The organism is Prevotella aff. ruminicola Tc2-24, from assembly GCF_900110895.1.
Taxonomy (GTDB): domain Bacteria; phylum Bacteroidota; class Bacteroidia; order Bacteroidales; family Bacteroidaceae; genus Prevotella.
Genome location: NZ_FOIQ01000003.1, coordinates 198,468 through 211,528 on the forward strand (window position 1 = coordinate 198,468; position 13,061 = coordinate 211,528).

Genomic DNA, 13,061 nt, shown 5'->3' on the forward strand with positions numbered 1-13,061 from the left:
CTCACCCCTCCCCCGAAGGGACCGGTAACTACCGAAAGGAACAGACCGTATAGATATACCGCTGTCGATCGACAGTGGTATATTTATATTTATCCGTATCAATCACCGACTTCATATCCTTGCTGATACCTGTCCCTACAAGCTTCATCGTTGCCTCTTTCATCGTCCACAAACGGATAAAGGTGGTATCAGGCTGATCGGAAGTCTCTATGTCACGCACTTCCTCGTCGTTCATCGTATAACGACCCAGGCGCTCCTTATAGGCCCTGACAGACTCAACATCAATACCCACTGGCTGGTCGCTGATGGCACAGGCCACGGCTTCCTTGCAGTGACTCAAGTTAAAGAAGATCTCAGGATGACCGACGATGAAGGGTTTCCCATGCTCGTTGTATTCAAAGACAGGATTATCCATGATGCCGTATTCCTCACGCAGTCCCTGCTTAAGAAGCAGGTAGGCAAGTACACAGAGACGGCGCCCTTGTTCATGCTTGAACCTCAACGCCTGCTCCCGGCGCTGCTCCGAGATCTCCCGCAGCGACGACTCGAGATCAAAGTCCCATATATCCTCTCTGACGTATATCATTTCAGTCCTATCTCCGGCATGGGAATCTTACGGTTAGGATTCTCCTTGGCACCAAGATCCACAAGCTCGCGCCCTTTCTGGGCCACGCTCTGACGTCCCGTGATCAGTTTGTTATTCGCATTATCATAAGCCTCCTGGACCTTATGGATCTTCTCACCCAACTCATGATAGCGCTGCACAAAGTCGCCCAAGCGGTCGAGCAACTGCTCGGCCAGTCCAAAGACCTTCTGCTGATTCTCTGCCTGCTGGTTCTGTACCCAGGCGATATGAATCATATGAAGGATACCCAGGAGATTCTGCTCTCCCGTCACGAACACCTTCTTCTCAAACGCCTCGCGCCACAGCGTCGGGTCGTTGGCTAACGCCAACTGCAACGACGACTCGAACGGCATGAACATGATAACGAAGTCGACCGCGTCGCGCCCATTCTTGATATACTTTGAGTAATCCTTGCGAGCCAGCTCGTTCACATGACTGCGCACACTCTTGATATGCTCCTGCAGATAACGCTCCTTCTCCTCGGGTGCCTCGGCATTGACATACTTCTCGTATGCCACAAGCGATACCTTCGAGTCAACGATGGCGTCCTGTCCCTGCGGATAATGCAGGATCACGTCGGGCTGCATCTCGCGCCCCGTCTCGTCGTTTTTCAGCGGACGTCCCATCTCGTCGCGTAACCGGGCCTGCACCTCATAGTGGATACCCTCTGTCAGCCCCTGACTCGCCAGCAAGTCGCCAAGGATAATCTCACCCATGTTACCACTCACCTTATTGTCGCGGCGTAACACATTTGTCAGACTCTCTGCCCGCTCGCCCAACTGCTGGGTCTGTTCCATCATCTGACGGATCTGCTCACGGAACGATGCCGAATGAGCGGCCGACTCCTTCTGGTTGTCGCTGATAGCCTTCTGCATGTTCGTGATCGCCTCCTTCAGCGGTTGGGTGATGCCTGTCATGGTCTCCGTATTCGACTCCTTCAGTTTGGCAGCACTCGTCTCCATCAACTGCTGAGCCATATTCTTAAACCGCTCCTCATGTCGTTTCAGTTCCTCATCCATCTGATGTCTAACCAGCTCCAGTTCCCGTCCTTGCGACTCTGCCTTGGCTGAGAGCATCTTGTTCTCAGCCTCCAGATGGGTCACCCTGCTGGTGGCCGCCCCCAGCTGTTCATTACGCATCGACAGTTCAATATCTTTCTTTCCGCCCTCAATGCGGAGCACGTCCATCTTACGATCCATGAAGAGGTAGAGCACGACTGCGCCTACCACCAGACCTATCAGTATATATAATGCTATCATCATGACACTCACTATTTTGATGGCAAAATTAGCTAAAAATATCCACAAAGGACACAAAGGAATGAAAAACTTAAAGAAAAAAATGCTCATTGCATTCATTATAAAAGAATTTTCGTATATTTGCCGAGTAATATCCTATTTAACAATCAACTAAAAACAATTAGAGTATGGATTACAAGATTATCGACATTGAAGGTGTTGGCGACGTTTACGCAGAGAAACTGGTTGCCGCAGGTATCACCAAGGTCAGTGAGTTGTTGGAGAAGTGTGCCGCTCCTAAGGGACGTAAGGAACTGGCAGAGGCCACAGGCATCAGCGAGAAGCTCATTCTCCGCTGGACGAACCATGCCGACCTGTTCCGCATCAACGGTGTAGGTCCCCAGTTTGCTGAGTTGCTCGAGGCCGCCGGTGTAGACACTGTGAAGGAGTTCCGCCACAGGGTTGCCGAGAACCTGCAGCCCAAGCTCGTTGAGGTGAACGAGGCCAAGAACATCTGTAACCGCGTGCCCGCTGTAAGTGAGGTACAGAAGATGATCGACCAGGCCAAGGAGCTTGAGCCGAAAATGACATACTAACACACCAAGAGCCCTGGTCCTGCCGGGGCTCTTTTTTATACGACCATTGTTAACCTTTTTTAGGAAAGGGCAAGAGGAAAGTCACAGATTATTTCGTATCTTTGTAGTCAGACACCAGATTACCAACTTACAACTATTATTACGATGACCAAACCCGACAACAGACTGCACGCAGTCCAACTGTGCTTAGTCGCTATCATGCTTATCGGCCTCATTGCCTGTACGACCGACGATGCCACCAGCCAACAGTCCTCACAGGGCGGAGCTCCCGTCTACAGTATCCGTATCCCCGCCACCTTCGGCGAAAACCTGTCAAAGACCCGCGCCGTAAACTACAATAGTGAGACGGGGGCGCTCGACGCCACCTTCACCACCGATGATGTTATCTTCGCTACCATCGTCAGCGCAGGCGACAACCAGGCAGCCACGACGATACTGAAGCCCGACAATAATGGCAACAGTGTCAACCTCGTGCCCTATACAGGTTCCACCGTGTCATTCCATGACAACACGGATCCAGATCTTTCCACCAATCCTACGCTTGTCTCTCTCACGGGCGGCGAAACGATATTCCTAGAGTATCATAGCACGGCCATCAATGAGTTCTTCGACTACACGGGCCTGTACACAGATCCTTTCGGTGTCACGCAGAACGGCACACTCGCAGGTCTGAGCCTTTTTGACTATGCCACCGCCACCGTCCAGGTCACGGGCATCACAGGCAATGAGACCGACGGCTACGCCCTCACCACCACAAACGCCTCGTTCAATAACCAGCAGTCGATGTTCAAGTTCACTTTCACCGGTCTGCCTTCGGGTGTCGGGGTCAAGAAAGTCGTCATCCACTCCAGCGAGGACAAACTTGTGACAGGATATTCACCGACATTGATGACATTAAGCACGTCTATCAGCATGCCTGCTTCTCCCATCCTCTACGGTGACATCACCATCGACCTCGGCACTGCCGCCTCTGCCAGCAACAGCACCGTCTACGCAGCCTTGCGGTTCGATCCTTTGGACAACGAGACGGCAACCGACAACATCATCTTCACCATTACGGGCACCGACAACAAGACCTACACCACCACGAAGACCTCACCCGCAGGTGGTTTTCAGAACGGCAAGTACTACTCGTCGACCGTTGCTCTGCCCACCTACCGTGTGTACACAGCCCAAAACGTTTATACCAACGAGCAGATTCCCAGTGATGCAACGAAAGTAACAAGCACTGGTCCTACCAGTTGGGGCACAGGAACCTACGTCGTCAGTGACGATGTCACCATTACAAACGGTGTGAACCTCACTGGCGATGTCAAGCTCATCCTGATGGACGGTGCATCACTGACCGTCAAAAGAATCACCAATTCAGATGAGGGGACTCTGTCTGTTTACGGTCAGAGCGCAGGTACCGGCAAGCTCACGGTTGATAATACCATTCTGAGTGATCCGAATTATAGCGCCATGACCGTAAATGGTCTGACCGTTCATGGTGGCGAGATAGAAGTGAAGGCAGCAAGAAGCAATGTCAATTATCTGGTTGGGGGGGTGCTTTCTTCTGGTCCGGTCACGGTCTATAACGGCAAAGTCACAGCAACCTCCGACAATGGTTGTGGTATCAGAATCACATACAACCATCTGATCGTCTATGATGGCGAGGTGAATATTACATCGAAGGGGGACGCAATCTTACTCTATAACGACAATAATTTGACTCATACTGACTTAGAGATCAAAGGCGGCTCAGTAACAGCCAAGAGCACCGTTGGCTCTGGAGTCCATATCAAAAGTGGAAAAGGCGATAAGATCACCATTGATGGCGGATTATTGACAGCTATTGGCGGTGAAGGGAATGGAGGAGCCGATGGATATGGCATATATATAGATCCTTGGAATAAAGCAAACATCCAAATCGAAAGCGGCACTTTAGATGTTACCGGCGGTAATGCGACAACCAGAAGAGACGGAAGACCAGGCATTTCCATCTGGGGAGACATTTCCGTTGAAGACGGCACCTTTACGGTTAAAGGCGGTGAAGGCTCTGACGACAGAAATGGCGGTCATGGCATCTACTTCAAGACCGCAGGACTTCTTACCGTCAATGGCGGCACCGTGGATATTACTGGCAGCAAAGGCGCTAACGGCATCAACGGCTCCGTCAGTTCCAGTATTCAGGCTTTCAATGGCGGACAATCATCAATTACTGGTGGAGAAGGCTCCAAGGCCTTCAATCGGGCCGTGAAGATAAAAAGCGGTCTGACAGCCTATTGCAGCAGTTCTACTGATTCTCCGAGCACCCTCATCACAGGTGAAGACCAGAACGTCACCTTATCCTATCGCTATGTCAATATCAAATAATTAGGCCTCTTTGATGACTGCTCAGATACGGAGCGAGCGTCAAAGGTTGGTCTGGGTGGGGGGCCAGTTGACGAGGTAGAGGGTCTCGGTAGCGCGTGTAAAGGCGGTATAGAGCCAGTGGATATAGTCGGGCGTAAGCATCTCGTCGGTCATATAGCCCTGATCAAGATAGACGTGGGCCCACTGACCGCCCTGCGCCTTATGGCAGGTGACGGCATACGCGTATTTTACCTGAAGAGCATTATAATACCTGTCGCCCTTCAGTTTTTTGATGCGCTCGCTTTTTAAGGAGACATCAGCATAATCCTCCATCACAGCCTGGTAGAGTTGTTCTTGCTGCTCACGTGTCAAGGCAGGCGTCTCCGACGTGAGAGAATCGAGCACCACAGTAGCCGTCAGTTCATAATCGTCGTAGTCGGGAAACCGCATCGTCACCTCCGCAAACCGGAAGCCATATTGTTCATGTATATTCCTCACCCGTTGCACTGCAGCGATGTCTCCATTAGCAATAAAAGAGGGAGCCACCACCTCTGTCCCCTCCCCTGTAGGAGCAGGAGTCGGACTGGTCCAATAGTAGTTGTTCTTCACGACCATCAGCAGATCGCCACGACAGAGCTCCTCATCACGGTCGAGTACTCTGTTACGAATGCCCTGATTATAGACATTCGCCCACTTATTACTTCGGGTGATCACAATCGTCTCGTCATGCCCAACCTTACTATAACTGTCGGCCAGAGAGTCGATCAGTTCATTACCTGGCACCATCCGGATATCAGCGAACCCCTTGAAACGGATACGTGGGAGAACCAGATGACCTTGGTTTTCCCTGATCTTCGTAGCGTTCCAAAGGATACCCGACGTCTCGCTCTGGCGGAGTACCTGGTTCAGGTCGCACTCATAGACCTTCATGCCATAACCACGGAGCACGTCGGCCATCAGCGCCGGACTCTCTGTCTCGCCAACCGGCGGCAACTGCGCCCTGTCACCTACCAGTAGCAGCCGACAGTTCAGTCCGTTATAGACGAACCGCATCAAGTCGTCGAGCAGACAACCACTACCAAAGTCTATGGCATGACCGGAATTGGAGGAAGAAAGATGATTGCCATTGGAGATCATAGAAGCCTCATCGACGATGAACAGAGTGTCGCGGTTCAGATTGACATTCAAGCCAAACGACGACAGACTATCGGCCGTCTTCTCACGATAGATACGGCGATGGATGGTGAAGGCTGAATGACCGGCATTCAGTGAGAACACCTTAGCGGCACGCCCCGTCGGTGCCAATAGTACCATCTTCTGTCGCAGCGCCATCATTCCCCGGACGATGGCACCGGCCAACGTGGTCTTACCCGTACCTGCCGAACCACGGAGGATCATCACCACCTCCTCGGAGCGGTCGGTCATAAAACAGGAGAACACATCCAAGGCATGCTCTTGCTCAGATGTCGGCACGAAACCGAACGACTGTCTGACACGGTATTTCAACTCGTCTGTGATCATATCAATTGCAAAAGTACATAATAAAAAGCAATTTTCGTTCTTCCATTCTTCCATTTTTTCATTTTAAATTATTAATTTTGCACCCAAATGCGGATTACTGACAAAGAGATCAATATCGTACTGGCACTGACTGCACTCGGACTACTTGCCATCTGTGTAGCCAGCATTATCCACGGATAGAGAATGGACAAGAGAAAGATGACCATACGCATCGGGAGAAACAGTCTCTCGTTTACCATGCTCGACGCTACGGACACGGAGCGGCCGATCATCTATGAGCCCTATATCGTGAAAGGTGGCATCTCAATGGCCGCGAACCTACGTGAGGCCTTCAAGACCGCCAGTCTGACTGCCGCAGACATGCGGAGGGTCCAAGTGCTGCTCGACACACCTTCGATGCTGGTACCTATTGAGCAGTTTGAGGAAGAAGAGAAGGAGGTGCTTTTCAATCACGCCTTCCCCGCCGGGCAGGAGCCAAGGGTTGTGCTGCACAATGTGCTGCCCGACCTGAAAGCCGTCTGTCTCTTCGCCATCAACAAAGACCTGCGCGGTGTGATCTGCGACCGTTACGATGACGTGCAGTTCATCCATGCCATGGCTCCTGTCTGGCACCATTTGCACCAACGGAGTTTCACTGGTCATCGCAACAAACTATACGGCTGTTTTCACGACAGACAGCTTGACGTGTTCTGTTTCCAACAGAACCGATTCAAGTTCTGCAATAGCTTCGAGGCAAGTCATGCACATGATGCCGTCTATTTTATACTCAACGTCTGGAAACAGCTTCGTCTTGAGGCAGAGCACGACGAGCTGCATATCGTCGGTGATATTCCCGAACAGGAATGGATGATAGCAGAGTTGAAGAAATACCTGCATAAGACCTACGTGATCAACCCAGCGGCAGACTTCCTTCAGGCACCTGCCACAAAGATCAAAGATATGCCTTATGACCTGATGACACTACTCGTCAGAGGAAGATAAAAGGAGGAAAAGGACACATGAGAATCATCACAGGGAAATATAAAGGCAGACATTTCGACATTCCAAGGAACTTTAAGGCAAGGCCTACGACAGACTTTGCCAAGGAGAACATCTTCAACGTACTGACAGGCTATATCGACCTTGAGGGTGCGACTGCCCTTGACCTGTTCTCAGGTACAGGAAGCATCTCTTTAGAACTGCTTTCACGTGGCTGTAGTCATATCATCAGCGTAGAAGCTGACCGCGACCACCACCGTTTCATCATGGACTGCCTGAGAAAGCTGGATCCAACCCTAAAGGGAGATGACCGCCACGCACAGTCTGCCATCCCTCTTGGAGAGGTAGGAAGAGTCCTTGTTCCTCTGCGCGGTGATGTCTTTCGTTTCATCAAGTCGTGCAAACAACAGTTCGACTTTATTTTCGCCGATCCGCCTTATGCATTGAAGGAACTGCCAACGATACCAGGACTGATCTTTGAGAAAGGATTATTGAAAGACGACGGCATCTTCGTGTTTGAGCACGGCAAGGATCAAGATTTCTCCAATGATCCGCATTTCGTGGAACATCGGAGTTATGGCAGTGTCAATTTCTCGTTGTTCAGAACAAGGGGGAGAGCATCCGAGTAACACTTTCCCATAGTCTGACGAAGAATCCCCCGTTCATTCGTCCTGGAAGATTGGACAAAAGCACAGAGCGTTCCTCGTCGCGGAGGAAAATCTTCTTCATACGCAGGGCTATTCCCTCGTCGTAGAAGAAGATATTCGCCTCGAAGTTATTCTCGAAACTACGGAAATCCAGATTGGTCGATCCACAAGTTGTAATGGCATCATCACAGACCATCAGCTTAGAATGAAGGAACCCCTCCTCATACAAGCTCACCTTGATACCGGCCGCCACCACTTCCTTCAGATACGAGCGACTGGCCCACTCCACAAAACGGGCATCGCTATATCGTGGACACAGCACCCTCACATCGACACCAGCCAATGCAGCTGTCTTTAACGCAAAAAGGACGGAGTCGTTAGGAAGGAAATAAGGAGTCTCCAGATACAGATAGCGACGAGCCCCCAGGATGACACGTACAAAGCCCTGCATGATTTCGGGGTAAGGAGTCACCGGCGTACTTGTCACCACCTGTGCCAGACAATTGTTCACAAGCACACCACGATCTGACGACAGTTGAGGATAGTACTTGCGATCTGAGAGCAGGGTTCTGTCCACGAAGTACCAATCAACGAGAAAAGCCCGCTGGAGTGCATAGACAGCACCACCCGTCACCTGTATCATCGTGTCGCGCCAAGGTTGGCTACCCGTACCCTTCACATAACGCAAAGCGATGTTCATTCCACCGACAAAGCCAATACTACCATCGATAACGATAATCTTACGGTGGTTACGGTAGTTGACCTTACTTGTGAACGAAGGAAACCTAACGGGCAGGAACGACACGACCTCAATACCCTCCTCGCGCATCCGCTCAAAGAAACGATGTCTGACATTCCAACAGCCCACATCATCGTAAATCAGGCGTACTTCCACTCCTTCATGTGCCTTGGCTATCAATGCGTCGGCAACCAGACAGCCCAGAGCATCCTCAGCAAAGATATACATATCGATATGGATATGACTCTTTGCCTTATGGATGGCCGCCAATAAGGCCGGGAAGAACTGGTAACCATCGGTATATATCTCCACCTTGTTGTCCTTGAAGGGCAGCGCAAGGTTCTGATTGATGAACAGATCAATCAGAGGTCTATGTCTGTCGGGCAGGCGAAGGTTTTGCTGTTCGGCGAATTCCAGCATCGAACGTTTCGTCAACTGACTCATGCTGCGTTCACTGATATGCCGTTCCTTCCGGGTGTTGAGACCAAAAAACAGATAGAACACAATACCCACCACAGGAACGAACCAGATGACCAGGACCCATGCCATCGTCTTGGCTGGTTGTCGATTATCCATGATCACATGGATCACCGCCATAATAGCAATGATCTGATAGATCAAGAATATGACATTTACCCAACTCATTTCATCTCACCAAATCATTTCCCAGTTGCTTAGCCAGAGCATCGCGCAATTGCTGCGTATCCCGATATTCCTCCAGGAGAGACTTAGCTCGTTCCATGTCGCTGCCAACATTTCTCAACTGGAGCTGAATATCCTTCAACCTTTTCTCTATGATGTCAAGTCGCAAGTCAAGTACCAGATGGAGCACATGCTGTCGCAAGGTTCCCTTCTGTTCCTTGGGCTGGAACCCTTTACCTAACTGATGACGGTCGATGGCGAGTCGGGCAGCCAGTGAACTGAGTTCAACATCAGGATGCTGCATGAAATAGGTTTCAGCCTTAAAGTCTGGATCTCCGCTATGTGCCATCGCCTCGTCCAAAATCCGGTTATAACGCTCGTCATGGAATCTCAGACCATCCTGTCCCAGATCATAACCGATATATTGGGCTACCGTCAGACTCGTTGTTCCGCCGTCTTCCGTCTCAACATTCTCGAAGATTACCTTCTCGCCGTCACGGATAATGCTTCTCACAAGCAGACGTTCCACTTCATGCGTCTGTTCATCGACAGAATGCAGACCGATGAACTCCTGAGAAGTGGAATTTGTTTGGAGAGAATCTACGTTTCCCTGTTCCTGAGACAAGGATTGTGAGACACCATCAACAGCCCTACCCCGTTCACGCTCCTTCTCTTTCTCCTCGATATCCTTTCGTATATAACCGTTCATCGAGTTGAGAAGGGTCTGCTCCTTGATACCCATCCGCTGGGAAAGTTCGCTTAGATAGGTGGAGCGTAATATCTGGTCGGGGATGACAGAGATACTCTTCACAATACCACCGATTGCCTCAGAGCGTTTCACAGGATCGGACACGTTCTCCACCGTCAGTTGCGTCTTAAACGTGATAAAGTCTGTCTGGTGCGCCTCGATATAATCCTTGAACTCCTGCGCCGTATGCTTCCGGGCAAAGGAATCTGGGTCATCGCCGTCAGGTAACAGCAACACCTTGATGTTCATGCCCTCTGCCAATAGCATATCGGTACCACGCATGGCTGCATGGATACCAGCCTCATCACCGTCGTACAACAGGGTGATATTCTGTGTAAAGCGTCGGAGCAGTCGAATCTGGTAGTTCGAGAGAGCAGTTCCGGAGTTGGCCACTACATTCTCAATACCACACTGATGCATGGCAATCACATCAGTATAGCCCTCTACCATATACACACGATCTTCCTTCGCAATTGCCTTCTTAGCCTGGAACAGTCCATATAGCTCACGTTCCTTATGATAGATCTCAGAATCGGGCGAATTCACATATTTCTGTTGTACACCCTTCGTACGAGCATCAAGCAGACGACCACCGAACGCCACGACCTTACCACTGACATTCAGCCAAGGGAAGATCACGCGCCCCGCATAACGGTCGACAAGCAGGTCTCCTTTCATATAACAGAGTCCTGTCTTGATAAGGAACTCCGGTTGATAGCCTGCCTTTTGTGCTGTCAAGGCCAGGGCATCTCGTTTTGTTAGCGCATAGCCAAGACTGAATTTCTCGATAATATCATCACGGATACCACGGCTACGGAAATACTGTTTACCAATGGCGATACCATCGGGGTCATTCTTCAGCACATCCTGGAAATATCCCATAGCCCACTCGTTGACGATGAACATCGACTCACGGTCACTCTGTTCCTTCTTCTCCTCGTCAGTCAGTTCCTTTTCCTGAATCTCTATGTTATATTTCTTCGCCAGCCAACGCAAGGCCTCCGGATAAGTGATCTGTTCATGTTTCATGAGGAAGTTTACGGCATTACCGCCTTCGCCACACGCAAAGCAATGACAGATCTGCTTCGACGGAGAAACCATAAACGACGGGGTCTTGTCGTCGTGAAACGGGCATAGTCCTTTGTAGTTCACACCTGCCTTACGGAGCGTGACGAACTCACCGACCACATCCACGATGTTGACGGCATCCATAATCTTATCTATCGTCGCCCTGTCTATCATATCTGCCGACAAAGTTACGAATTTTTCTTAAAGTGCCACTCACTTTAAGGGAAAATATGTATCTTTGCAACATAAACATTAAAATAATTAATGATGAGGAACCTATCAACACTTATAATACTCCTAACGTTTACTCTACCACTGGCAGCACAAGGTTTTGATGATCTCCCTACCCCTGGTGGTGAAGAGAAAGTCATCGACAACACCCCCGACTCTATTGCTAAGGCACTGACGAATCGTCCTGCCCCCGGCTCCACGCGTCAGGGTACGAACCCAGTGCTATTCCTGATTGGTAATTCGACGATGCGCAACGGCACCTTAGGTAATGGAAACAACGGCCAATGGGGATGGGGATTTTTCGCCAGTCAATATTTCGACGGGCGACGTATCACGGTCGAAAACCAAGCCCTCGGTGGCATGTCTACTCGCACCTTCTATACAGATCTGTGGCCTGCAGTTCGAGAGGCTCTGAAACCCGGTGATTGGGTGATCGTATCCATCGGCCATAACGACACGGCCGATTTCTTCGATGCCAAACGGGCGCGAGGAGTTATTCCCGGCGTAGACCCCGACACGTTGGTCGTCGGTTTCAACGAACGCCGACAACAGAATGACACGGTATACAGCTACGGGACCTATCTGCGTCGTTATATCTCGGAAATCCGGGCAAAAGGTGCCAACCCCATCCTGATGTCACTGACTCCACGCGATGCTTACGAGGGAGGAAAGATTGTCAGGAAGCCACAGACACAATGGGCTGCCTACGTCGCTGCAGTAGAAGGGGTACCCTTCGTTGATCTGAACGAGATATCTGGCGCCAAACTTGATCGTTTCACTCCATGGAAGGACAAATACCATTTCTTCGGTGATCATATCCACACTTCTGCTTTTGGTGCAGAATTGAATGCCCGGTCGGCTGCCGAAGGAATCTGGTACTCACAGAACCCGCTGCTGAAGCCTTTACAGGAGATGATGCAGAATATAGAACTGCCAACCTATGGAGAGAATCGCGAGGATGGCAAGCCGATGGTCTTTATCACGGGTGACTCAACGGTGAAGAATGCCGACAAAGACAAGAACGGTATGTGGGGCTGGGGCTCACAGGCCGGCCTCATCTTCGATCCAGACAAGATTACGTGGGAGAACGTGGCGATGGCGGGTCGATCAACGCGAAGCTATCTGCGCGAAGGACGTTGGGATAAAGTATACAATGCCTTACAGCCAGGAGACTTCGTATTGATCCAGTTCGGTCATAACGATATCTGTCCGATTACCGACAAGAAAGAGCGCGGGGTCATTCCCGGTACAGCGGATACCTGTCATGTGTACCAAATGGAAACAGATGGGCGCTATGAAGTGGTCTACTCCTTTGGATGGTATCTCCGTAAGTTCATCGATGATGTTCGGGAGAAGGGTGCCACCCCTATCCTTCTCTCCCTCACGCCACGCAATGAGTGGCCCACCGGAAAGATTGAGCGGCGTAACGACACCTACGGTCGATGGTATCGCGAGGTGGTTAGTGAGACTGGTGTTGATTTTGTCGACATCCACAATATCTCGGCAGACTTCCTCGACAAGAAGTTCGCCGGAAAAAACCCAGAGAGGTGCAAGCAGAAAGCTTCAATCTACTTCAACAACGATCATACCCACACTTCCCTTATAGGAGCTCAGATGAACGCTAAGAGCCTCGCCAAAGGCCTCAAACAACTTCACCATCCTCTTGCAAACTATCTCAAGAAATAATCATCATT

Annotated in this window: 10 protein-coding genes; 5 read left to right on the forward strand and 5 right to left on the reverse strand. The window is 50.5% G+C overall.

The features are described 5' to 3' along the window. Positions 1–28: 28 nt before the first annotated feature. Together BMY63_RS07165 and rmuC are read right to left on the reverse strand one after the other, a co-directional pair. Positions 29–586, reverse strand: a complete 558-nt coding sequence (locus BMY63_RS07165) for a 4'-phosphopantetheinyl transferase family protein (RefSeq protein WP_091915660.1) — start codon at positions 584–586, stop codon at positions 29–31. Further along, positions 583–1,887, reverse strand: a complete 1,305-nt coding sequence (gene rmuC / locus BMY63_RS07170; protein ID WP_256218967.1) for a DNA recombination protein RmuC — start codon at positions 1,885–1,887, stop codon at positions 583–585. Before rmuC ends, BMY63_RS07165 begins: the two co-directional genes overlap by 4 nt. Before the next feature lie 164 nt (positions 1,888–2,051). Between rmuC and BMY63_RS07175 the strand changes: the two genes are divergently transcribed. Further along, positions 2,052–2,459, forward strand: coding sequence for a DUF4332 domain-containing protein (locus BMY63_RS07175; RefSeq protein WP_091915662.1), 408 nt, complete (start codon positions 2,052–2,054; stop codon positions 2,457–2,459). Positions 2,460–2,603: 144 nt separating this feature from the next. After that, complete coding sequence (locus BMY63_RS07180) at positions 2,604–4,814, forward strand: hypothetical protein (RefSeq protein WP_143065748.1); 2,211 nt, start codon at positions 2,604–2,606, stop codon at positions 4,812–4,814. A gap of 39 nt (positions 4,815–4,853) precedes the next feature. Here the strand turns inward: BMY63_RS07180 and BMY63_RS07185 are convergent, their stop codons facing one another. After that, positions 4,854–6,314, reverse strand: a complete 1,461-nt coding sequence (locus BMY63_RS07185; protein WP_091901248.1) for an ATP-dependent DNA helicase — start codon at positions 6,312–6,314, stop codon at positions 4,854–4,856. A gap of 183 nt (positions 6,315–6,497) precedes the next feature. Between BMY63_RS07185 and BMY63_RS07190 the strand changes: the two genes are divergently transcribed. Further along, positions 6,498–7,295 carry a DUF3822 family protein gene (locus BMY63_RS07190; RefSeq protein WP_091901246.1) on the forward strand — a complete coding sequence of 266 codons (798 nt, stop codon included), beginning with the start codon at positions 6,498–6,500 and terminating at the stop codon, positions 7,293–7,295. A 17-nt stretch (positions 7,296–7,312) separates the two neighbouring features. Continuing rightward, positions 7,313–7,921: an RsmD family RNA methyltransferase gene (locus tag BMY63_RS07195; protein ID WP_091901245.1), complete on the forward strand. Its 609-nt coding sequence runs from the start codon at positions 7,313–7,315 to the stop codon at positions 7,919–7,921. On the opposite strand, the gene cls is transcribed toward BMY63_RS07195, so the two are convergent. Both cls and dnaG read right to left on the reverse strand, forming a co-directional pair. After that, complete coding sequence (cls, locus tag BMY63_RS07200) at positions 7,893–9,323, reverse strand: cardiolipin synthase (RefSeq protein ID WP_091915664.1); 1,431 nt, start codon at positions 9,321–9,323, stop codon at positions 7,893–7,895. The genes BMY63_RS07195 and cls overlap by 29 nt on opposite strands. Position 9,324: 1 nt before the next feature. Continuing rightward, positions 9,325–11,310, reverse strand: coding sequence for a DNA primase (gene dnaG / locus BMY63_RS07205; RefSeq protein WP_091901241.1), 1,986 nt, complete (start codon positions 11,308–11,310; stop codon positions 9,325–9,327). A gap of 90 nt (positions 11,311–11,400) precedes the next feature. Here dnaG and BMY63_RS07210 point away from each other — a divergent pair, with 90 nt between their 5' ends. Continuing rightward, positions 11,401–13,053, forward strand: a complete 1,653-nt coding sequence (locus tag BMY63_RS07210; RefSeq protein ID WP_091915666.1) for a GDSL-type esterase/lipase family protein — start codon at positions 11,401–11,403, stop codon at positions 13,051–13,053. Positions 13,054–13,061: the final 8 nt, after the last annotated feature.

What these genes read in the sequence shown, in the direction of transcription:
- rmuC (WP_256218967.1), bottom strand. Translation starts at nt 1,887, where the DNA reads ATGATGATAGCATTATATATACTGATAGGTCTGGTGGTAGGCGCAGTC.
- BMY63_RS07210 (WP_091915666.1), top strand. Translation starts at nt 11,401, where the DNA reads ATGATGAGGAACCTATCAACACTTATAATACTCCTAACGTTTACTCTA.
- BMY63_RS07175 (WP_091915662.1), top strand. Translation starts at nt 2,052, where the DNA reads ATGGATTACAAGATTATCGACATTGAAGGTGTTGGCGACGTTTACGCA.
- dnaG (WP_091901241.1), bottom strand. Translation starts at nt 11,310, where the DNA reads ATGATAGACAGGGCGACGATAGATAAGATTATGGATGCCGTCAACATC.
- BMY63_RS07185 (WP_091901248.1), bottom strand. Translation starts at nt 6,314, where the DNA reads ATGATCACAGACGAGTTGAAATACCGTGTCAGACAGTCGTTCGGTTTC.
- BMY63_RS07190 (WP_091901246.1), top strand. Translation starts at nt 6,498, where the DNA reads ATGGACAAGAGAAAGATGACCATACGCATCGGGAGAAACAGTCTCTCG.
- cls (WP_091915664.1), bottom strand. Translation starts at nt 9,323, where the DNA reads ATGAGTTGGGTAAATGTCATATTCTTGATCTATCAGATCATTGCTATT.
- BMY63_RS07165 (WP_091915660.1), bottom strand. Translation starts at nt 586, where the DNA reads ATGATATACGTCAGAGAGGATATATGGGACTTTGATCTCGAGTCGTCG.
- BMY63_RS07195 (WP_091901245.1), top strand. Translation starts at nt 7,313, where the DNA reads ATGAGAATCATCACAGGGAAATATAAAGGCAGACATTTCGACATTCCA.
- BMY63_RS07180 (WP_143065748.1), top strand. Translation starts at nt 2,604, where the DNA reads ATGACCAAACCCGACAACAGACTGCACGCAGTCCAACTGTGCTTAGTC.